Here is a 21,872-nt window from a genome sequence, read left to right on the forward strand (position 1 = left end):
GGGAGACTTAGAGGAGTTCCTCTACAATAGGTATCTCTCTCTTAATGCTTTGTTCAAGAGATATAAGCGTCTCAGTCGATACCACGCCTGCAATACCTTGTAGTTGATTGTTAAGAAGGTCCATGAGTTGCTCATTATCTTTGGCATATAGCTTGACAAGCATTGTATAAGGACCTGTAGTAAAATGGCATTCAACGACCTCGGGGATGGCACTTATGCGCTCAACTACCTTCTTATACATAGAGCCACGTTCAAGGTTAAGACCCACGTAGGTGCAGGTGCTGTAGCCTAAACTCTTCGGATTGACATCGAAACCACTACCCGTAATAACACCATTCTCTATGAGGTGCTGTACTCTCTGGTGTATAGCGGCACGTGACACACCACATTGAGCGGCCACATCCTTAAATGGCATGCGTGCATTCTGCGATAGAATACCTAATATCTTCTTGTCTAAACGGTCTACTTTTTCCATATTCAAGGCTGGATTACATTACTGGTTCGATAATTGAAAGATATAAATTGATAGCGAGCAAAAGTAGGGAATTAATATGGAACAGGCAACAATATGACAGAAAAAATGCGCCTCTTGGGCGCATTTTGTCTTTATTTTAAGGAATAGAACAGTATTTCACGGCTCTTACCTTACTTTTTCATAGTCTTCTTTGACTTCTGTGTAGGGGCTTTCTTAGCGGGTACCAACTTAGCAGCCTCCACTACTTTCTTCTCCTTTTCGGCTGGGGCTTCAATGCCTTTAAGGTCGAGTGTGAAGATAAGTGTTGAATATGGAGCAATGTCACGACCTGCGCCACGCTCGCCGTATGCCAAGTTTTCTGGTATAACAATCTCCCATGTTGAACCTACAGGCATCATCTTTAGAGCCTCGGTCCAGCCCTTTATGAGTCCATTCACATTGAAGGTATCAAACTCAACACCATGACGTGATGTGGCATCAAACACCTTGCCGTCAACAGTCTTACCTTCATAGCTTACCTGAACACGGTCGCCATCCTTTGGAAGAACGCCATCACCCTTCTTAATGATACGGTATTGCAAACCAGAAGGGAGTGTTACAACCCCTGCCTTCTTCTTGTTTTCTTCCAGATAAGCCTCATTCTTAGCCCTTGCTTCAGCCTCTTTCTTTACTTTCAGTTCAACTTGTTTCATCTCAAAGAGCTGCTCAGCGACTGCTTGCTTTAGTACTGTAGAGTCTTTTGCAAGTGCTGCTACAAATCCTCGATAGAGTAAGTCGGCATTAATAGGAGCTGGTGTACCCTCGAACTGGGCTGTGACATTAGGCAACATCGTCTTCTCTACCTGCGAACTGATGACTAATCCGGCTACATAAGCAGCAAAGGCAGAGTCCTTACGATGGTCTATTCCTTGGCGCAGGCCACGTAGGAAGTCAGGCATCTGGGCTTCTTTCACCCCGAACTGATTAGCGAGATAATCGTTCAGACCGCGAGTCATGGCCATACCTGCCGCATAACTCAACGAATCAGACGGTGTTCTTAACTCTACAGGAGTTGTTTTACAAGCCAGTTGACACTCAGTATTCTGTTTGCCGGCCTTGTTTTTCTTCTTACTCTGTGCACTTGCAGAGTTGAAGACTGAACCTGCTGCGATGAGCAGAGCCAGTATAATTACTTTCTTCATTGTTTTGTCGTTTTAAAGAAAAGATGTTTTTAATTTTAAGAGGGTGTAGATTAAATAGTATCAGCAGAACTTCTGTTTTCCATCTGTCGAACTTTAATGCCCTCTTGTCTGCTTTTTTGGAGGTTTATTCAGGGTCTAAACCATTGGCTCTAAGCGTTTTTTCGATGACTAATGATAGTCTTTTAACCATCTATACATCTTCCTTTCCATGCTACAAGAGTCTCATTATTGAATTATTCTCATGAAAATAAATAATTACTTTCATGAGAATAAATATTTTTTTTCACGACAAGAAATATTTTTTTTCATGAAAAAAATTCGCAGTCATCGTGAAATAGGAATTCAACAGACGCTCTTTCGCAAAGGAAAGGAAGCCTCATCGAAATAGGATTAAGCCTTCATTACTTTACAGCAGGTGCTTGCTGTGGCATTGCAGGCTGCCCTTGTGGAGCCTTCTCGATACCGAGCAATTCTACAGTAAACACGAGTGTAGAGAATGGCTTGAGGTCTGGACTTGGCTGTTCAGCGCCATAACCTGCTGTATAAGGGATAGTAATCTCCCACTTAGCACCAACAGGCATCTTGGTCAAAGCTTCTGTGAAACCTGGAATAACACCTCCTACAGGCATTGTAGCACCATCGCGCTGGTCGAAGACCTTACCATCGATAGTCTTACCAACATAGTTAATCTTAACTACATCAGAAGCTTTTGGAGTAGCACCAGAGCCTGCCTTGAGTTCTTTCACCTGTACACCATGACCGAGAGTCTTCACTCCTGGCTTCTTGGCGTTGGCTGCCATGTAGGCATCACTCTTCTTTTTGTTAGCACCGTAAGTCTTCTCTGCAGTCTTCATCTGAATAGCCTTTGATGTTTTCTGCTCAATCTCACGAGCCTGCTCAACGGTCATCTTCTGGCCTTTACCCTTTGCACTTGCTGCGAAACCAGCGAGGAAATTATCCAAAGAGATGCTCTTTGTTGAGTCTTCACCAAAGATTTGACGATTGAGTTGTTGCTTGATAACCATGTTCATCTGCATTCCTGCGCTTACACCAGCATTGTAAGCAGCACGCTTCTTATCGTCGGCATTCTTCGCACCATCGTTCATTCCCTTTACAAACTCGTCTATGTAAGCGGTATCTATCTGCATTTGTTGAAGATACTGCTTAACACCTTGACCCTGATCAACACCGAATGCGTAGCTCAAAGAGTCTACATCAGATTTCAAACTCTCCTTTGGAGCTGAATTGCCACAGGCTGTGAAGCCTGCAGCTGCAATAGCCATAGCAGCTAATAAATAAACTTTCTTCATTATACTTTTATTTGTTTAGTTCCTTAAGCAATATTATTAAAGTAGGCGAGAACCAACGATACGACCGCTTTCAACCGCCTACAATACTCATTATTTTACCTCTATCAACTCTACATCAAATACGAGTGTAGCAAAAGGAGGTATCTGTGCACCTGCACCACGCTCACCGTATGCAAGCTTATAAGGGATAAAGAAGCGATACTTAGCACCTTCCTGCATAAGCTGTACACCCTCGGTCCAACCAGGGATAACCTGATTCAAGCCAAATGTAGCAGGCTGATTGCGCTGATAAGAACTATCGAAGACAGTACCATCAATCAGCGTTCCTTCATAATGACATACTACTTGGTCTGTTGCAGAAGGCTTCTTACCATTGCCTTCCTTTAACACTTGATACTGTAAACCTGATGGTAAGGTAACAATACCCTCCTTCTTACCATTCTCAGCAAGGAAAGCCTCGCCCTCAGCCTTTGCTGCCTTACCAGCCTCAGCGGCTGCTGCTTGCTGCTTAGCCTCCTGCTCTTGGAAGAAATTCTGTACCAGTGTCTGTGCTTCAACATTGTCAACTTTCAGCTGTGAACCCGAAATAACATCCTTGATAGCCTGTGCGAAGTCGTCAATATTCAGTTCTTTTGCACCCATTCCAGCAAGTTGTGAACCGATACCGATCCCCAGTGCATAGCTTAATTTATCCATTCTTGTTCTTAATATGTTAATAATTAATGTGCAAAGATACTATTTTTAAGGTATAGTAGGGCATTAATCGGATTAAAATTACTAAATTTGTCATAGAGAACGGAGGATTAGTTAGTAAGTTGTAACTTATTACCTAAATTCTGAAAGATAATCTATTGGCATTCTCTTTGCCATACTCTCCTTTCAAGAACTTTATGGAATAGGTGCTTATTAGATATTCTCCTTGTTCAAGCCTCAACTCAATAAAGATCGAAATATGAAGAGAATCGTATTCTTAACAGGTGCTGGAATGTCCGTGGAGAGCGGCTTCAAGACCTTTCGTGGTAATGATGGATTATGGGAAGACTACCCTGTTGAACAGATAGCTACCCACGAGGGCTGGCTTGCTAACCCTACGCTTGTCAATAACTTCTACAATCGTCTGCGTAAGAAGCTATATGCGGCCGAGCCTAATGAGGGTCATCTCCTTATTAAAGAACTTGAGAAAGACTACGACGTAACAGTGATTACGCAGAATGTTGACAATCTCCACGAGAAAGCAGGGACTGAAAAGATTATCCATCTACATGGGGAACTGACGAAGGTGTGCTCCAGTAAGGACCCTGACGACCATAGATACATAGTAGAACTACCTGCCGATCACTGCGAGGTAGAGCCAGGTCAGCTTGCAGGCGACGGCAGTCTCTTGCGTCCGTTCATAGTCTTCTTTGGTGAAGCAGTACCTATGATTGAGCCTGCAGCAGAGCTTGTAGCACAGGCAGACATGCTTGTCATCATTGGGACATCGCTTGTTGTCTATCCTGCCGCTGGTCTTGTGCAATACACCCGACCAGGGACTCCTATCTATCTAATCGACCCTGACGATACGCCTACACGTGCTTCTGGTAGATTAACACATATCAAGAAGGGGGCAAGTGAGGGTATGAAAGAATTTATAAAACTATTGTAAGGAGTCGAGGATAGTATTACATGTAACTAACTACAGGACAGTCACTCCCAATACTGTACCCCTATTAATAACCAAGAAAGAATATATACGACACCAACCATTTATCCCCTACCCTCTCATTAGGGCTTAAATGAATGTGAATATCAATGATTAAATGTATGAAGAAATTATTATCAATCATCTTCTTAGTCCTTATGGCGTTGCCAACGATGGCTCAGAAGAATGTTTACAAGTTTAGTGTGAAGGACGGTAATGACCATACCGTTAAGTTGAAAGACTACAAGGGTAAAGTGCTGCTCATCGTGAACACGGCGACAAAATGCGGATTTACACCACAGTACGAGGCCTTACAAAAACTCTATGAGACCTATAAGAATCAAGGATTTGTCATCCTTGACTTCCCTTGTAATCAGTTTGGTGCACAGGCCCCTGGCTCCTTCCGCGACATTCATGCCTTCTGTACAGGCACTTATGGGACCACTTTTCCACAGTTCGCAAAGGTTAATGTCAATGGACGCAACGAGTCACAGCTCTACACTTACCTAAAGGCTCAACAGCCATTCAAGGGCTTTGACATGAATAATAACATCGGTAAGTTCCTCGATGAGAGGTTTCGTAAGGAGAACCCAGACTACTTCAAGGATCCAAGTATCAAATGGAACTTCACAAAGTTCCTAATAGATAGACAGGGACATGTCATCGATCGCTTTGAACCAACAGCTGATATGAAAGACGTTGAGGCTGGTATTAAGGCGGCTTTGAGGATGAAGTAAAGGCTAAGAAGGCTATTAGCCTTGTTAGGCTAATGGGCCTTATTGGGCTAATAAAGCAATAAGCCCTATTAGGTCAATGGGCCTTATTGGGCCAATAAGCCCAATGCTCCCAAAGCAAAGCCGGCTAACACGCAACCACGTGTCAGCCGGCTTTGTTCGTTTTATTGCTTAGGCAGATTAGTAGAGTTATGCTTATTCTTATTAGGTGACTTCTTCTTCACCTTAAACTTATCAAATCCTTTACCAAACACACCCATTACCTGACTCTGAGTTACGAATGCATCAGGGTCTATCTCATCAATCATTCGATACACATAGGAGGCTTCACGCTGGCGAGTAACTACTATAACCAGCTTTATCTCATGCCCAGTATAATAGCCCTTAGCATCGATTATCGTACTTGTACGGTGTGGTTGCTCTTGCGAAATCATATCACAAATCTCCTTATACCGCTCTGATATGATAAGAAACTGTACTGATCGCCGACTGGAACTGATAACTTGATCGAGCACAAACGACGTGATAATCAAGTTAACATAACCATAGATAACCAGCTCCCAACTGTGAAGAACAAGGTAGCTGCCTGTCACGATGGTCATATCAACTAACAAGATAACTCGTCCAAGGGAGATATCACGATACTTGTTAACTATCGCTGCGACAATATCCGAGCCTCCTGAACTACCGTTATAAGACAGTCCAAAGGCTAAGCCAACGCCACAGAACGCTGCACCAATGATTGCTGCCATGAACGGCTGACCGTGTAAGAGCCCCGGATTAGGGAAGAAATGCCCAAAAGCACGCGTCATTAAGGTTAGCATCACTACCCCATAAATGGTGCGAATGCAGAACTTTAAGCCTAAAACCTTTAATGCAACAGCTAAGAGAATAGCGTTCAGAACAAAGTAAGTAATACTTACGTCTATGTTCTGTCCCCATTTCAAGATAGAAGCTAAACCTGCTACTCCACCATTACCAATGTGGTTTGGAAGTAGGAAAACCATCCATCCGATAGCGTAAGACATCATACCTACGGCTATCATCACGTAGTCTAAGACTTCACGATACAGTACTTTCTTGTTGATCTTGTTAATCATATATTTAAGGATATGAGTTGAATGACGCTACAAATTTAGATATTTTTTCTGAAACAAAGCCCTCGCACAGAAAAAATAGAGTACCTTTGCAGAAAATTATATCTTCCCAATAGAGACAGACCTAACACCATATTCGACTATTCATAGGCAAGCATAGCAGATGTATCCATAAAAGACTATGTTTTAGGGGTATGCGAACAATGTGCGAAGACATGGTCTATTCTCTCTAAAACTTACATCTTTTTGCAGAAAGATAGCAACATGCCAGAAGAATTTGACATACATGAAGAAAGGCAGAACTCGCTTGAGAAAGATTTCGAGAACGCTCTGCGCCCTCTGAAGTTTGATGATTTCAGCGGACAGCAGAAGGTTGTTGAGAACCTTAGCGTGTTTGTTGAAGCCGCTAAATTCCGTGGGGAACCACTCGACCACACCCTCTTGCACGGTCCTCCAGGATTGGGTAAGACGACATTAAGCAATATTATTGCTAACGAGCTCGGTGTCGGCTTCAAGCTTACCTCTGGTCCGGTTCTCGACAAACCGGGCGACCTTGCGGGCATTCTCACCTCTTTGGAGCCTAACGATGTGCTATTCATTGACGAGATACACCGCCTTTCTCCCGTCGTTGAGGAGTATCTTTACTCAGCGATGGAGGACTATCGTATCGACATAATGATTGATAAAGGGCCATCGGCACGGTCTATCCAAATAGACCTTAACCCATTCACGCTCATAGGTGCAACGACGCGAAGTGGACTGCTCACAGCCCCTCTCCGCGCTCGATTCGGTATCAATCTACATTTGGAATATTATGATCCAGAGACCTTGAAGCGTATCATCAAGCGTTCAGCAACACTATTGAAAGTGCCCATTGTCGACGAAGCTGCAGTAGAGATTGCACGTCGTTCACGTGGCACACCACGTATCTGTAACGCCCTACTTCGCCGTGTTCGCGACTTTGCACAAGTGAAAGGTAATGGTACTATCACACCTGAAATAGCAACAATATCACTACAGTCATTGAACATAGACACGTATGGTTTGGACGAAATCGATAATAAGATTCTACTCACTATCATCGATAAGTTCCATGGCGGTCCGGTAGGTGTTTCGACCATTGCGACGGCCATCGGTGAAGATTCTGGTACGGTTGAGGAGGTCTACGAGCCTTTCCTTATCATGGAGGGATTTATCAAGAGGACACCACGAGGGCGTGTGGCAACAAAGCTTGCCTACGACCACTTGGGACGAAACTACGGTTCATCAAACCCGCTTCAACCAGGGTTATTCGACTAACAAACGCTCCATTGCAATTGTTCATACCGAACAGACGCAATGGAGTTCTTGTTTTTTATCATCTTAGAACGGCCTTTTTGCAATCATTATAAAGCTCATATTCAACACTTTATCACAGCCTCCCCTACCCTCTCATACAGTCTCATTCAAATTATTTTCATGAAGAAAAAGAATTATTTACGTGAAAAAAAATATTTTTCTTCATGAAAAGAAATATTTTTTTTCATGAAAAAAAATCGCAGAGGTCTAATTCCTGCATGAAAATTCCTACTGGAAATAGCCTCAACTTATAGGTGGACTCCTACTCTACTAATACTCTTTATTGGCCATAAACTCCTACTTGTAGCAGCCAATAAGAGCCAAATACTGAGTTTTAAGAGCGTAATTATTCTTTTACAACCGTATCTTTTTGAAGTGTCGTGCTTATTTCCTAACTTTGTCGACATGATTATTCAAATGCATAAACCTAAGCCAAGGATGGAAGAACTGGACTTTCTTAAGTTCGTCTTCATCACACTGATGATTGCTTTCCACCTTACTTATATAGGCGACACCTACCCTGTTGCCAAGCAGCTGGTCTATACCTTTCACATGCCGGGCTTCTTATTGGTGTCGGGTTATCTGTTTAATGTGAACAAGTCATGGGCTGCTTTTGGGAAAACAATGCTTTGGATATTCATTCCATATACGTTGATGGAAAGCGGATACACCGTGATGGCTTCGCTTCTACCTATCCGTGAACATATTAACCATCTGACGGTAGGAATACTGATCGACCATATCTTCCTTCATCCGATGGGCCCTTACTGGTATTTGCATACACTCATGCTGTGCGGTATCTCGTATTATCTCGCTTTCAAAAGACCAAAAAGAGCCTTTTCATCGAGTATTAAGCAAGAGAAAACACTACTCCCTATCAAAATGATGAGTTCGAAGAATCAGGTGCTGTTGGGTAAGTTTACGCTCTTTGCCCTGTTCCTTTGGCTGCTCTCTTACGGCTGTGGACTACTCTCAATAGCCAATGCGGCCTACTTCCTTATAGGTGCTCTTGTGCGCCAATCAGTAGGTAATTTCCGCCAAGCCTTCCCTGGTCGTTGGTGGACAGTGGGCCTTTTAGTGGTGTGGTGCATCGACTCTTCCCACTATGATAAAGCAACCTTTGCAGGGGCTTGTGTGGTTTTCTTGGTTATCAGTACACTGTTGTGGGTCTATCAGTTAGGTATTCCTCAGCCCCTACGCAACCTCTTTCTCTTTATCGGACGTAATACTTTACCGCTCTTACTCTTCTCCCCCATCTTCACTATTCTTGCCAAATACTATCAATCTCTACTGCTCCGTATGGAGCCAACAGGAATGTTATTCCTTGTCGTTAGTGTAGCCTTCGCCATTGCAGGCTCGTATGGAATAACGTGGCTGATGGATGTCACGGGATTATCAAAGCTCTTCTTTGGCAAGAAAGGACTGATATAAGGAGGGGGATTAGATAGTTATTGTTTATTAGCCTTATTGGGCTAATAAGGCTAATTGGGCTAATTGGGCTAATAAAACTAATAATTTCTCCCTATATTCTCTCCTGCTTTAGCGGTGTTCCATCAAGCGTATAAGCTGTGAAGACACCATGCTCGTAAGTCATGAAAGTAGGTACGTTTCCTCCTTTTGGGAAAGTGATAGAGCCAAGATTACAAACGAGTGTACCCTCCTGCTGGGTTAGCTCCCACAGATGAGTATGTCCATAGACAATCGCATCGACACTGCCTTTCGGCATGGACGACTTATTATAGATATGTCCATGTGTCAGGAAAAGCTTTCGACCCTCATCAACTAACATCAAATAGTCGCCCATCATGGGAAATTCAAGTAGCATCTGGTCTACCTCAGCATCACAGTTTCCACGTACGGCAACAATGTTATTCGCCCGTTTGTTCAGTGCTTCCACAATTCCCTTAGCGTCTATTCCCTCCGGAATAGAGTTTCGTGGACCATAGTTAAGTATGTCTCCGAGTACACAAAGCATATCGCAATGCTCGCGATCATAGAACTGTAGCACCTTTTCCAGTGCTGGTAGACATCCGTGGATATCTGATACCAATAGATACTTCATATCACTTTCATTGATTGTTTACGTGGCAAAGGTAATGTTATTTTCCCATATAACCTTTTAATTTAACCCCAACTAACACATTACAGACCATCAAACAGGAGAAAGCCGACTGTTGAAAGCACTTAAAACGAGGTAACCTTTTGATAATAAAAGGCCACAGAGAAATATGTAAAAAGAAGACACTGTAGTCTAAGAGCATACTTGTATAAATAACACTAACACAGACTAATAGCATTAAATACTATTTTTTTAAATTATTTCCTTGATTTTATTTGATTGTTTGAAACTTTTAGCTATATTTGCGACATAATTATCTATTACAATCAACCTTACTTGGAAATAACATAAAGACCAACCTTATGAATACGAAAAGACTCTTTTTATTTACCCTATTGATGCTGTCGACACTCGCCAGCTTTGCCCAACAGGTATTCACAACCACAGGTGTTGTAGTTGACGAAACAGGCGAAACGATTATTGGTGCAACTGTTCAAGTAGTCGGGGACAGCAAACTAATAACAGCAACAGACATGGACGGTAAGTTTACACTTGCCAATGTCAAGTCTGGTGCTAAGTTGGAAGTATCTTATGTCGGCATGAAGACTTTTACAGGTCTTGCTAAACCGACAATGAAGATTACGATGCTTAATGACAATTCAGCGCTTGACGAGGTGGTTGTTACGGCCTTCGGAGAGCAGAAACGTTCGGCATTTACAGGCTCTGCAGCTATTGTTGACTCTAAAAAGATTGAGCATAAACAAGTCAATAACGTGATGAGTAGTTTGAAAGGTGAGGCTGCTGGTGTTCAGATTATAGACAACAGTGGTGAGCCTGGAGCTACCCCTTCTATCCGTGTACGTGGCTTTAGTAGTATTAGTGCAGGGCAGAGTCCATTGATTATAGTGGATGGTGCACCTTATGATGGCGGTTGGAATAACCTTAACCCAGCCGATGTGGCTTCTGTAACCGTCCTGAAAGATGCGTCTTCAACCGCACTCTATGGAGCACGTGGAGCCAATGGCGTTATCATGGTGACTACTAAACATGCACAGGTGGGCAATGCCCGTATATCTGTCGACATGAGATGGGGTACGAATAGTCGTATTAATCGTAACTATGAGACCATAGATGACCCTGTTAAGTACTATGAGGTCTACTATGATGCACTTTATAATTATCAGTTACATGGGCTTGGCTTGACTCCTGCTCAAGCCGTAATAGAAGCTAACAAACAGCTCGTCTCATCTGGTGCATCAGGTGGTCTGGGATATCCAATATTTACTGTTCCGAATGGAGAACAGCTCATTGGAGCTGATGGACACATGAATCCTAACGCTACATTAGGGCGTGTCATTGAACATAATGGGAAGCGTTATACTATCATACCAGACGATTGGAAGAGCTATGCCTTCCGTAATGGAATGCGCAAAGAATATGATATTAACTTGACAGGAGGTAGCGAGAAGATGCAATACTACCTTTCATTAGGTTACTTAAACAATGAGGGTGTTGCTTACCACTCGGACTTCGACCGTCTCACTGTTCGTGCTAAGGCTGACTACGAGGCACGTAAATGGTTGAAGGTGGGTACGAACATGAATTTATCTCGCGCTAAATACCATGTGATACCATCGGACGGTAATGGTCTTTTCTATCAGTTGAATAATGTCGCTCCAATATACCCTGCCTTTATTCGAGACGAACAAGGAAACATCATAACAGATGAGAATGGACAGATGTTTGACTATGGTAATGGTGCTGTCATTGGTCTTAGACGTCCGATGCTACCTAATATCAACCCACTACAAGAGAATGCTCTAAATACGAATAGTTCAAAGGTTAATATGTATTCGCTCCATGGTTATGCGAATATCATGCCTCTTGAGGGATTAAAACTTACCCTTAATGGTACGGTGACTGTCAACAACTCTCGTGCAACTGAGACTAAACAGCCTTTCTATGGATATAGTCATACAGCCTACCCTACGGGTGTTGTGACAAGAACAAGCGACCAAACGTACTCTTATAATTTCCAACAACTCGTCAACTACAACCACGACTTCGGTCATCATCACATGGAGTTACTCCTTGGACATGAGTTCTATCGCTACAGCTACGAAAACTTGTGGGGTAGTAAACTTGGTATGGCATCTTATTTCACCAACCAAACTCTTGCCGGAGCAATAAAGTTGGATAGCACAGGAGAGTCTGGTAATGGAGAGTATGAGTCTGAGGGTTTCTTCTTCCGAGGCCAGTATGACTACGACCAAAAGTACTTCGCAAGTCTTTCCTTCCGTCGTGATGCATCAAGCCGATTTGACCCAGACCACCGCTGGGGCAATTTCTACTCATTTGGTGGTGCTTGGACCATTACGAAAGAGTCTTTTATGAAACCTTATCGTTGGTTGAATATGCTCAAGCTAAAAGCTTCTTTTGGTCAGCAAGGTAATGATAATATAGGTGATTTCCACTATCTTGACACCTACAGTATCGTTAACACAAATAATAAGGTTGGATTAGTTCTATCTGAGAAGGGTAATCCTAATATCACTTGGGAGACCAATAACAACTTCAATGCAGGCTTCGATTTCGAAATGCTCAATAGCCGCTTGCGTGGAAGTATCGAATACTTCTATAAGAAAACGACTGATATGCTATGCTTCGTCTTTGCCCCTTACTCTGCAGGCTACAAGGGAACGTACGACAATATAGGTGATATGGTGAACAACGGAGTGGAGATTGACCTCGCTGCTACAGTCTTAAAGACTAAGAATATATCATGGGATGTCAACGTGAATGCCACTACTTACAAGAATGAAATTACCAAACTCGCTGACGTACTCAAAGCTGATCTCGTCGTAGATGGCCACCCTGGGTATAGTAGTGGCGATAGACTCTATGCAGAGGGACTCCCTATTTACGAGTGGTACATGCCACGTTATGCTGGTGTATCTAATGAAGGAAAGGCTATGTGGTACTACACAGACTCTGACGGAACCCTTAAAACGACAGATGTATACGGTAATGCGTCTTATTACTCATGCGGAAGTCCACACCCAGACGTCTATGGTGGCTTCGGAACAACGCTGAATGCGTATGGTTTCGACTTCTCTATCTCCTTTGCTTATTCGTTAGGAGGACTCTCATACGACAATGGTTATGCAGGTTATATGGGTCCACCGAGTGGTACCTTAGGAGGTGCAGCAATCCATAAAGACGTTCTTAACTCTTGGTCAGCAAGTAATCCGACCAGTAATATACCTCGTTGGCAATATGACGACCCAAGTGTCAGCGCTCAGTGCGACCGTTTCCTTATCAGTGGCAGTTATCTATCTCTACAGAACATCAACCTTGGCTACACCCTACCTAAGATATGGGTAAACAAGATAGGATTAGATAACATACGCATTTATGTGGCTGCTGATAACGTGTACTTCTGGAGTAAACGCAAGGGATTCGACCCACGTGGCTCTTTCTCAGGAGGAAGTAGTACATCCACCTATAGCCCTACGAGAACCATCTCTGGTGGTATTAAACTAAGCTTCTAACCATCTTCTCACATTAATACTACGTCATTATGAAACGCTTAATATCAAATCACATCATATCATTGACTATCGTTGCAGCAGCAACCTTCGGTCTTGTTTCCTGTATCGATAGTATAGAACCATCAGAGGTACTGACTTCTGACCAAGTAAAGAAGATATCTTCCTCACAAGAAGGACTTATTAATGGTATCCTTTCTTATATGATAACCTTCGACTCTTGGGGTTCAGGCGATCCACTAAACGACTGGGGCTATCCTTGTCAGATGTTTTATAGGGAAGTATTAGGGAGTGATATCCCTGTATACAGTAGTAACTACAGCTATTGGACAACGGTCGAAAGCGGCGTAAACACCCGTTTTAAGGCCTATTACACCTATCGTTTCTATTACGATTTCATTGCCACCTGTAATAATGTGACAAGTGTCGTAGACCCAGCCACGGCTTCTCCTACCTCAAAGAACTACTTAGGTATAGCTCTAACTTACCGTGCAATGGCTTATCTCGATATAGCTCGTCAATTCGAGTTCAAGAAGACTGGCATTGCAAGTCTTGATGATAAGGCATCAAAAGATGGGATATGGGGACTCACAGTTCCTATTGTCACCGAGAAAACAACTAAAGAGATGCAGCGCCACAATCCACGTGCTCCATTCTACAAGATGTATCGTTTCATCCTTACCGACCTCAACCATGCAGAGGAGTACTTGGCCAACTACGCACGTCCCGACAAGAATTTGCCTGACCTTAGTGTAGTTTATGGACTCAAGGCCCGCCTTTGGATGGAGATGGCAAGCCGTTTCGACCAGAGCAGTGCCGACCTTGCTGCAGCCGTTACAGCCGAGGACTCAGCAAGTATTGAGTATGACAAGTTAGGTATAACCACCGCCCGTGAGTGCTACGAAAAGGCACGCACCTACGCTCGTAAGGCTGTCAGTGGTTACAGTCCAGTTACCGAAGCCCAGTGGCTTAGCACACAAGACGGATTTAACAAGGACAATCAAGCATGGATGTGGAAATTAGGTTATACCACACGTGAGCAAATCAGCTATATGTACTACACCTTTACCAGCACCGTGACATCGGAGACTAATTGGGGACTTGCTGGCACATACGGTGCAACACGTATGATTGGTAGTGCCCTATACGACAAGATGCCGGAAGGCGACTGGCGTCATTATGCATGGATTGACCCGACCGCAGCAGGTACACATGAGGGTTACGAGAAATACGACTCTATTACGATTGGCACCAAGAAGGAGAAGTTAACCCTCTTAGACGAGGACGCATGGAAGGAGCTACCAGCCTATGCTAACATCAAGTTCCGCCCAGCAAAGGGTAACATCTCCGACACTTACGAGGGACAATTCATAAGTCTTCCATTGATGCGCATGGAGGAGATGAAGTTTATCGACATCGAAGCGACTGCTCATTTAGATGGTGTTGCAGCAGGTGTTACGGCTCTGAAGGATTTTATAAACACTTATCGTTACACCGACAACTCCTATCAAGCAAACAATGCCACCACGATGGAGGACTTTATCAAAGAACTTATGATACAGAAACGCATAGAGTTCTGGGGCGAGGGAATCACTTACTTCGACTATAAACGTCTTGGCTTACAGGTGCGCAGAAAGGACAACACCAATTATGAACCATCTGCTCGCATCAATTCTAAGGAAGGTTATGTATGCCCATGGATGAACTTCTTCATCCTTGAATACGAGACACACAACAATGTAGCATGTAAACCTAACCCCGACACATCTGGTAGTTTGACAGTAACAAATCAATAATAACGGATGTTAAGACAGATAGTTGTTAAATAAAAAGCAGACGCTAAGAGGCGAACCTATTGTTTCGTCTTTGGCGTCTGCTTTCTTAATAGAGGAAAGATGGAGATAAGAGACATCTTTACACTTCGTAAACAAGGGCGAACAGAAGAGGCTTACGCAGCCATTCTCCCTATGTATGCGGTCCACAAAGGGCATTATACCACCATTGCCATGTTCTGGGTAGGGGTCGACATGATGAAGCTCCGCTATCAACAGCGGCAGTTAGAAGAAGCTTATAAGATATTCCGAAGTCTGTTGAGGCTCTATCCTACGATGGACGACAAGGACCTTAAAGGACAGAGCACTTTAATGCGTGCTGCCTTGTTGGTCTTCGAGCACCATCCAGGATTTTCCATGCTCGATTTCATAACACAATGGGGTATCACCCGACTAACGGACGATGAGTGGCGAATGGAGCAAGGGAACGGCCATCCAATACCCTCTATAGGAATGCGTATAGTAGGGAAAGTCTTCAAGGAGGTGGAGAGTAAGCCTACTGTTGACATGGCGTTGAAGGCTGCACCGATATTAGCAGAGGCGCTAAAACACAGCCCCTATAACATGCACAACCAACGTTACAAGGCGATGATATATCGGATTATGGGCAAGAAGGACAAGGCTATCAACATCTACACCCATCTTATCAAGAACCACCGACAGTCTTATCTCTTTCACGAACTATCCGAACTCATTGACGATGAGCGCTACAAGATTGCACTTCTCTGTAAAGCCATCGCTGTACAACGTGAGGAAAAGTTCCGACAGCGCATGCGCTTTACCCTTGCGGGGCTACTCTTCAGAAGAGACAAAGCCCGTGCTCGTTACGAACTCGATAAATGTATTGCTATGCGCAAGCAGTTAGGCTATTCCATCACATGGGAGATGCAGAACCTTGTTGCAAGTCTGGCAGATATAGCACCAGTATCAGAAGCTAACGAAAAGAGCTTCTATAGGGAGCAAGAAGTAGTATTGAAAGAGCTTGCAAGATAGTCGTTCACATGCCCAATTACCATATTGTTCAAGATTTGCAAGGCTTGGACAGATTCTTACATAGCATAATCTAAACGGCAACTAACAATACACTGTAAGCTCATCGTTACTACCCCACAAAAAGAAATATCCCTTCTTTTGTCATTTTCTAATAATTTCTTATCGATTCCACTACCTTTTTAATACCTTTGCAAAACATGTTGTAAAACACTTTCATCAGCTTTATGAAACACTTATATCTATCCGCTTTATTCCTTTTGGGCTTAACATCCTGTCAAATAGGAGGCTTAACTTCGGGCTATTCACATCTTTCAGCTACACAAAAGGAGAGAGTCGTAACACTTGAAGACGATATTGATGCTATTCATGACTTCTCAAAAGTATATACAGTCAGCATTAATCAGGTGAGACAATACATCGAATCACACGATAGAGTACTGCTATATGACTATACACCCTTTTGTCGTTCAACCTATTGTGTGTCGCCTTCAGCCTTAGTATCTCAGTGCAAAGACAAGGGAATTAACGTCCTTGTCATATCGAATATATATGACGACATATTCAAACAAAAGCATACTACCTTCCCTATGCTGATGATTGATACGAAGCAGTTCTCGACTAAATGGAGAGCAAAATACCATGATCTTTTCTATTTACCCTTGACTGGACATACAGACAAGGAACTGAACTACGCCAGTTTTCATTACTTTGAGAAAGGAAAATACATCAAGAGTTTCAAAAGCCCAAACGACATTTAACTCTCTTGTTCACGGCAGATTAATACATTCCTAAACCGTGGAATGACCCAGAATATACCAATATCAAGGAAGTAGAGGTTGGACATTTATCGTTCAATCTCTACTTTTCTTTTCGCCAAGTAATGGCCAATTAATACATCACCGAGACTGAAAACGCACAATATCGAGCAGCGACAAGGAGACATCACCACGTCAAATTCAAATTATTTTCATGAAAAGAAATAATTATTTTCACGACAGGAAATATTTTTTTTCATGAAGAAAAATATTTTTCTTCATGAAAAAAATTCGGTAAATCCCATCTGTCAGAGGGGAAAAAGCAATCATACACACTGGTTTTAGGCCATATAAAGCATCTTGTCAGCGCTATGCAAGGCAACACCCACAGCCCCTATAAAACAAAAGATGCCGTATCCAACTCACAGATACGGCATCTTCACTATAGTAATCATGCGAGGAACAGCTATGTGCTGTTAGTCTACACGACCGAAAAAAAGCATTTTATTTCACTCTCTCCTCTGGTGCGAGCATGTGTTCTGGTGATAGGATAGCATCGAGTTTCTCCTTAGAAAGCAGCTTGTGTTCGAGTACGAGGTCGTAAACAGAGCCTCCTGTTGCAAGCGCCTCCTTAGCAATCTTCGTGCTATTCTTGTATCCTATGTATGGATTAAGTGCTGTCACGATACCAATAGAGTGCTTAACCATCTCAAGACAACGGTCCTTATTCACCGTGATACCGTCGATACACTTCTCACGCAGCGTGTCCATTGCGTTAGGCAACCATGTTAGATCCTCAATAAGACACTCAGTGATGATTGGTTCCATCACATTCAACTGCAACTGACCAGCCTCAGCAGCAATCATCACAGTCGTATCGTTACCGATTACCTTGAAACATGTCTGGTTCGTAACCTCAGGGATAACAGGGTTCACCTTACCTGGCATGATACTTGAACCCGGTGCCATCGGTGGGAGATTAATCTCATTCAGACCGCAACGAGGACCAGATGCCAACAAACGGAGGTCGTTACAAATCTTAGAAAGTTTAACAGCAAGACGCTTCAACGCACTTGAATAGCTTACGTATGCACCAGTGTCAGGGGTTGCCTCGACAAGGTCAACACCAGCAATGAACTCCATTCCCGTCAGTTCGCTGAGCTTTTCTGCACAAATCTTAGGGAAGCCAGGGGCAGCATTAAGACCAGTTCCGATCGCAGTACCACCCATATTAATTTCATGTAAGAGGGCAGCATTACGATTTAAGTTAGCTATCTCCTCCTCCAAAGTATTCGCAAAAGCATTAAACTCCTGTCCGCTTGTCATAGGAACAGCGTCCTGCAGCTGTGTACGTCCCATCTTAATGACATGCTTAAATTCCTCCCCTTTTCTACGGAAAGCAGCGATAAGCTCGCTAAGAGAGGCCACAAGCTTCTTATTCAGTAGGATAAGTGTCAGACGAATAGTCGTTGGATAGACATCATTCGTTGACTGTCCGCAGTTAGCATGGTCGTTAGGAGAGCAGTACTGGAACTCTCCCTTCTTATGACCCATAATCTCGCAAGCACGGTTAGCGATAACTTCATTGGCATTCATATTGACAGATGTGCCCGCACCTCCTTGTACCATATCGGTCACAAAGTTCTCGTGCATCTTGCCATCGATGATTTCGCGGCATGCTTCCGACATCGCATCAGCCACCTCGTTACTAATCTCACCGAGTTGACGATTAGTCTCTACAGCAGCTAATTTGACGTAAGCTATTGCCACGACATAGTCTGGGTAGTCGCACATACGCTTGCGTGAGATGTGGTAGTTGTTAATGGCACGCTGTGTTTGTACGCCATAATAAGCCTCTTCTGGTACTTTTAGTTCACCTAAGAGGTCGCTTTCTACACGAAATTTCTTTTCTTCCATGATTCTATATTGATAAAGTTAGCGTTATTCTCGTTCGCATGTGGGAAGAGAATGAACAGTTTTTTTCATTTATGAGGATGTTTCTGAGGACCAATAGAGGCAGCGTTTACGACTGCTATTAGGCTGTCCGTTGAGGCCGACAAGCCGTTTCACACCTCCTTAACCATTGAGGTACAGCAGTCTGACAGGCGCCCTTCAGCATCTTTCCAATCCTTTTGTATCCTACATTTAATAAGCCTTTATTCTGTACTTAAAGCCCAATTCAATGCGGTTAGTATTGTATTTATCCAAGCCAACACCATCCTTATAGGTCACCTTACGCCCCACATAAGCCAAGAAGACACGGAAGTCTTGACTCTTAACAGGGTAATACTCCACGCTGCCGACATATCCGTAACTCTTACGGAAGTCTTTGAAACGATCGACCTTCGTAACACTTGCCGTCTCATGCATGCCTTTCAACATCAGATTCCATTGTGGAGCAAACTGCCAATTAAGCTTTGTTATGAACGACGTATAGTACACATCGCTCATCCAAACCTCCCCTCCAACAGCTGGGAAGAAATCCCTCACTTCTCTTGATGCCAAGCCAAAGCGGTCGAGTCCATCGTTCTGATACATATAATCAAAGTACCATTGCAGTCTGTCTAAATTCAGTTTCTGGCCAAGGATAAGCATACGACTATACTTATGTCGGGCTTCTCCTTCTATTCCCCACGACCATCTCGTGAGCAACCTATTGTTCAGAAAGCTACCATTCCAGCCCAAGCTGTATCCGAGTGGGATGCGTGTCTTCTCCAATATTCGGTTTTGTGTACCGTCACCTTCGATTGCCAGGGAGTTATCACCATACACATCAGCAAACTTATCATTGTGCGCATTGGTCACACCAACGACAATCTCCTGTGTAGGGACAGGTTTATAATTAACGACAACACCACCCAAATAGCACTCCAAGCCACCAGTCAAGTCCGAATACTCATAGATATAGATAGGGTTCTCATCCACTTCATAGCCACCTAAGGGCTGGAATATCTTACCAGCCTCAACCGAAAGCTTATCAGAAAACCTATATCCAATCATCACGACATCGGTAGATCGGGCGAAATTATCCTCACTTCTTGCCACGTTCGAATTAGTCATACGATAGCAGAAACGGTAGTATAGCTTATCAGTTAAGTTACCTTTAATCTCAAGGCGCAAGTGTTTATTCTTAAAGCCCGTGCTCCATTCGTGATCATGGTCCGTCTCCACCTGTGCACTGGCGGCAGTATTGAGATAGACATTGAACATATCACTACTCTTTTTCAGCTTTGTCACCTCTTCAGCAAGCGATTTAAAGTGACCATCATCACCTCCGTAGCCATGATTGTCTTGTGCGTTCATACTTACAGAAAGCGCTAACAGGCAGCAGCACAATAGTGTCTTCCTCGTCATGATATATGTCTTAGTTCATTAATATTTTTAAGGATAACCCCTACTAAAGAAGGCGAACACGCTCCTTACCCAGCATTATCCAAACTATTAATGGTTGTTTTAGCCGTAACAGACTTACATCTAAGAAGATAGTAACCCTTATAGAGAGTGTTGTTTTCAACGTAATGGTTTGTTTCACAAAAGTAGGAAAAATATTGATAGGTCACTCATTTGAGATAAATAAAAATATCGCATTTAACTTTCTTTAGCGTCATATAGCAAGCTAAAGGGGCAAAAAATCTAAAGAAGAAAAGGTGTAATATTAACATTTTGTCAGTCTAAATAGCATCATCATCCCCCTTTTCTCTCTTACGACATCAGCCGAACAAGCCCCAAAAACATCATTTTTCTCATGCGAAACAACGTCATATAGAACGAATATATAGTATGAAATACAAATTATTAATAAAATCCTAACCCACGTCAGAAATAATCGCTACTTTTGCAGAAAGCTAATTACACGCAGCAAAAGGATTGTGTTATCGAGCAGCACAGACGAACGATTAAACCGCAACGGCCTGTGTTCATCTCAGCTCTTGAGGTAGGATAAACGCCAAATCCATCGTAAGTCCTCCCCTCATTAACGTCCGCTACAGCAGCGTGTAGTACTATTCTTATCAATTATGAGTAAACGATTGCTTTTCACACTTGGACTTTCAATGTTGCTCTCGACGGCTGCAACAGCACAAGACCATATCAACCCCGAGGATCGCACGGTCGATATGGACTCTCCGACGTTCGTCCCTATGGTCCATATAGGTAAGGCGAAGGTGGGAGCAGACAGTATTCAATATGTCAGAACAAGTAATGTTTACGTCTTCCCACCCTTAGAGTTTAAGAATAAAGCACAAGAGACAGCCTACTACAGACTGGTTTATAACATCAAAAAGGTTCTTCCGGTAGCCAAAGAGTGTCACCAGATTATCCTTGAGACGGGCGCATATCTTGAGACTATCCCAACCAAGAAAGAACGTGACGAACACATGAAGAAGGTAGAGAAGGAAATCTGGAACACCTATAAGCCACGTATGAAGAAACTAACTTTCACGCAAGGTAAGCTACTTATTAAGCTCATTGACCGTGAGTGTAATTCAACATCCTACGAGCTTGTACAAGCCTTCCTCGGTCCTGTAAGAGCAGGTTTTTATCAAGCATTTGCCTGGGCCTTTGGTAGTAGTCTTAAGAAACGATACGACCCAAAGGGCGCTGACAGACTCGTTGAGCGCATTGTCTTGCAGGTTGAGGCTGGTCAGTTATAGTCCTACTGTCCCTTTTCTCCGACTTAGAAGAGGGCAAAACGAAAACGATAAAAGGCTGAATAGAAAAGGCGTAGAGCTGTTATAAGACAACACCTCTACGCCTTTTCCAAATTATTTTCATGAAAAAAAATATTTTTCTTCATGAAAATAAATATTTCTTGTCGTGAAAAAAAATATTTTTTTTCATGAAAATAATTCGTAAGACTTACTTTTTAGA

17 protein-coding genes are annotated in these 21,872 nt (G+C 43.1%); 9 read left to right on the forward strand and 8 right to left on the reverse strand.

What is annotated here, in order from left to right:
• Positions 1-7: 7 nt before the first annotated feature.
• The 4 genes from CHB62_RS01100 to bamJ form a co-directional block, all read right to left on the reverse strand.
• A complete protein-coding gene (locus CHB62_RS01100) occupies positions 8-475 on the reverse strand; it encodes an Lrp/AsnC family transcriptional regulator (RefSeq protein ID WP_009011028.1) in 468 nt (155 codons plus the stop codon).
• A 170-nt stretch (positions 476-645) separates the two neighbouring features.
• Positions 646-1,656, reverse strand: coding sequence for an FKBP-type peptidyl-prolyl cis-trans isomerase (locus tag CHB62_RS01105; RefSeq protein ID WP_089365336.1), 1,011 nt, complete (start codon positions 1,654-1,656; stop codon positions 646-648).
• Between the two features lie 401 nt (positions 1,657-2,057).
• Positions 2,058-2,966 carry an FKBP-type peptidyl-prolyl cis-trans isomerase gene (locus tag CHB62_RS01110; protein ID WP_089365337.1) on the reverse strand — a complete coding sequence of 303 codons (909 nt, stop codon included), beginning with the start codon at positions 2,964-2,966 and terminating at the stop codon, positions 2,058-2,060.
• A 90-nt stretch (positions 2,967-3,056) separates the two neighbouring features.
• Entirely contained in the window at positions 3,057-3,662 is a 606-nt protein-coding gene (gene bamJ / locus CHB62_RS01115; RefSeq protein ID WP_089365338.1) for a BamJ family beta-barrel-assembly machinery protein, read from the reverse strand.
• 256 nt (positions 3,663-3,918) lie between these two features.
• Here bamJ and CHB62_RS01120 point away from each other — a divergent pair, with 256 nt between their 5' ends.
• Both CHB62_RS01120 and CHB62_RS01125 read left to right on the forward strand, forming a co-directional pair.
• Positions 3,919-4,611, forward strand: a complete 693-nt coding sequence (locus CHB62_RS01120; RefSeq protein WP_089365339.1) for an SIR2 family NAD-dependent protein deacylase — start codon at positions 3,919-3,921, stop codon at positions 4,609-4,611.
• Positions 4,612-4,769: 158 nt separating this feature from the next.
• Positions 4,770-5,384 (forward strand): glutathione peroxidase, encoded by a 615-nt coding sequence (locus CHB62_RS01125; protein ID WP_089365340.1) that lies wholly within the window; start codon positions 4,770-4,772, stop codon positions 5,382-5,384.
• 161 nt (positions 5,385-5,545) lie between these two features.
• Here CHB62_RS01125 and CHB62_RS01130 read toward each other — a convergent pair whose 3' ends face one another.
• Complete coding sequence (locus CHB62_RS01130) at positions 5,546-6,481, reverse strand: YitT family protein (RefSeq protein WP_089365341.1); 936 nt, start codon at positions 6,479-6,481, stop codon at positions 5,546-5,548.
• Positions 6,482-6,742: 261 nt separating this feature from the next.
• Between CHB62_RS01130 and ruvB the strand changes: the two genes are divergently transcribed.
• Entirely contained in the window at positions 6,743-7,777 is a 1,035-nt protein-coding gene (gene ruvB / locus CHB62_RS01135; protein ID WP_089365342.1) for a Holliday junction branch migration DNA helicase RuvB, read from the forward strand.
• A gap of 444 nt (positions 7,778-8,221) precedes the next feature.
• Positions 8,222-9,247: an acyltransferase family protein gene (locus tag CHB62_RS01140; RefSeq protein ID WP_089365343.1), complete on the forward strand. Its 1,026-nt coding sequence runs from the start codon at positions 8,222-8,224 to the stop codon at positions 9,245-9,247.
• Between the two features lie 91 nt (positions 9,248-9,338).
• Here the strand turns inward: CHB62_RS01140 and yfcE are convergent, their stop codons facing one another.
• Positions 9,339-9,878, reverse strand: coding sequence for a phosphodiesterase (gene yfcE / locus CHB62_RS01145; RefSeq protein WP_089365344.1), 540 nt, complete (start codon positions 9,876-9,878; stop codon positions 9,339-9,341).
• Positions 9,879-10,237: 359 nt separating this feature from the next.
• On the opposite strand from yfcE, the gene CHB62_RS01150 reads away from it, so the two are divergent.
• The 4 genes from CHB62_RS01150 to CHB62_RS01165 all read left to right on the forward strand — a co-directional run bounded on the left by CHB62_RS01150 (position 10,238) and on the right by CHB62_RS01165 (position 17,006).
• A complete protein-coding gene (locus CHB62_RS01150; RefSeq protein WP_089365345.1) occupies positions 10,238-13,426 on the forward strand; it encodes a SusC/RagA family TonB-linked outer membrane protein in 3,189 nt (1,062 codons plus the stop codon).
• 29 nt (positions 13,427-13,455) lie between these two features.
• Positions 13,456-15,219: a RagB/SusD family nutrient uptake outer membrane protein gene (locus CHB62_RS01155; RefSeq protein WP_089365346.1), complete on the forward strand. Its 1,764-nt coding sequence runs from the start codon at positions 13,456-13,458 to the stop codon at positions 15,217-15,219.
• A gap of 99 nt (positions 15,220-15,318) precedes the next feature.
• Positions 15,319-16,248: a DUF7017 domain-containing protein gene (locus CHB62_RS01160; protein WP_089365347.1), complete on the forward strand. Its 930-nt coding sequence runs from the start codon at positions 15,319-15,321 to the stop codon at positions 16,246-16,248.
• A 224-nt stretch (positions 16,249-16,472) separates the two neighbouring features.
• Entirely contained in the window at positions 16,473-17,006 is a 534-nt protein-coding gene (locus CHB62_RS01165; RefSeq protein ID WP_089365348.1) for a hypothetical protein, read from the forward strand.
• Between the two features lie 501 nt (positions 17,007-17,507).
• Here the strand turns inward: CHB62_RS01165 and aspA are convergent.
• Positions 17,508-18,920, reverse strand: a complete 1,413-nt coding sequence (aspA, locus tag CHB62_RS01170; RefSeq protein ID WP_009011043.1) for an aspartate ammonia-lyase — start codon at positions 18,918-18,920, stop codon at positions 17,508-17,510.
• A 228-nt stretch (positions 18,921-19,148) separates the two neighbouring features.
• Positions 19,149-20,357, reverse strand: a complete 1,209-nt coding sequence (locus CHB62_RS01175) for a porin (protein ID WP_089365349.1) — start codon at positions 20,355-20,357, stop codon at positions 19,149-19,151.
• A 662-nt stretch (positions 20,358-21,019) separates the two neighbouring features.
• Between CHB62_RS01175 and CHB62_RS01180 the strand changes: the two genes are divergently transcribed.
• The gene (locus CHB62_RS01180; RefSeq protein WP_009011045.1) at positions 21,020-21,655 is read left to right on the forward strand and encodes a DUF4294 domain-containing protein; all 636 of its coding nucleotides are present in this window, start codon (positions 21,020-21,022) and stop codon (positions 21,653-21,655) included.
• Positions 21,656-21,872: the final 217 nt, after the last annotated feature.

It is taken from the genome of Prevotella jejuni, assembly GCF_900187995.1.
Classification (GTDB): domain Bacteria; phylum Bacteroidota; class Bacteroidia; order Bacteroidales; family Bacteroidaceae; genus Prevotella; species Prevotella jejuni.

What these genes read in the sequence shown, in the direction of transcription:
- CHB62_RS01160 (WP_089365347.1), top strand. Translation starts at nt 15,319, where the DNA reads ATGGAGATAAGAGACATCTTTACACTTCGTAAACAAGGGCGAACAGAA.
- CHB62_RS01125 (WP_089365340.1), top strand. Translation starts at nt 4,770, where the DNA reads ATGAAGAAATTATTATCAATCATCTTCTTAGTCCTTATGGCGTTGCCA.
- CHB62_RS01165 (WP_089365348.1), top strand. Translation starts at nt 16,473, where the DNA reads ATGAAACACTTATATCTATCCGCTTTATTCCTTTTGGGCTTAACATCC.
- CHB62_RS01110 (WP_089365337.1), bottom strand. Translation starts at nt 2,966, where the DNA reads ATGAAGAAAGTTTATTTATTAGCTGCTATGGCTATTGCAGCTGCAGGC.
- aspA (WP_009011043.1), bottom strand. Translation starts at nt 18,920, where the DNA reads ATGGAAGAAAAGAAATTTCGTGTAGAAAGCGACCTCTTAGGTGAACTA.
- CHB62_RS01105 (WP_089365336.1), bottom strand. Translation starts at nt 1,656, where the DNA reads ATGAAGAAAGTAATTATACTGGCTCTGCTCATCGCAGCAGGTTCAGTC.
- CHB62_RS01150 (WP_089365345.1), top strand. Translation starts at nt 10,238, where the DNA reads ATGAATACGAAAAGACTCTTTTTATTTACCCTATTGATGCTGTCGACA.
- bamJ (WP_089365338.1), bottom strand. Translation starts at nt 3,662, where the DNA reads ATGGATAAATTAAGCTATGCACTGGGGATCGGTATCGGTTCACAACTT.
- CHB62_RS01100 (WP_009011028.1), bottom strand. Translation starts at nt 475, where the DNA reads ATGGAAAAAGTAGACCGTTTAGACAAGAAGATATTAGGTATTCTATCG.
- yfcE (WP_089365344.1), bottom strand. Translation starts at nt 9,878, where the DNA reads ATGAAGTATCTATTGGTATCAGATATCCACGGATGTCTACCAGCACTG.
- CHB62_RS01180 (WP_009011045.1), top strand. Translation starts at nt 21,020, where the DNA reads ATGAGTAAACGATTGCTTTTCACACTTGGACTTTCAATGTTGCTCTCG.
- ruvB (WP_089365342.1), top strand. Translation starts at nt 6,743, where the DNA reads ATGCCAGAAGAATTTGACATACATGAAGAAAGGCAGAACTCGCTTGAG.
- CHB62_RS01175 (WP_089365349.1), bottom strand. Translation starts at nt 20,357, where the DNA reads ATGACGAGGAAGACACTATTGTGCTGCTGCCTGTTAGCGCTTTCTGTA.
- CHB62_RS01120 (WP_089365339.1), top strand. Translation starts at nt 3,919, where the DNA reads ATGAAGAGAATCGTATTCTTAACAGGTGCTGGAATGTCCGTGGAGAGC.
- CHB62_RS01155 (WP_089365346.1), top strand. Translation starts at nt 13,456, where the DNA reads ATGAAACGCTTAATATCAAATCACATCATATCATTGACTATCGTTGCA.
- CHB62_RS01130 (WP_089365341.1), bottom strand. Translation starts at nt 6,481, where the DNA reads ATGATTAACAAGATCAACAAGAAAGTACTGTATCGTGAAGTCTTAGAC.
- CHB62_RS01140 (WP_089365343.1), top strand. Translation starts at nt 8,222, where the DNA reads ATGATTATTCAAATGCATAAACCTAAGCCAAGGATGGAAGAACTGGAC.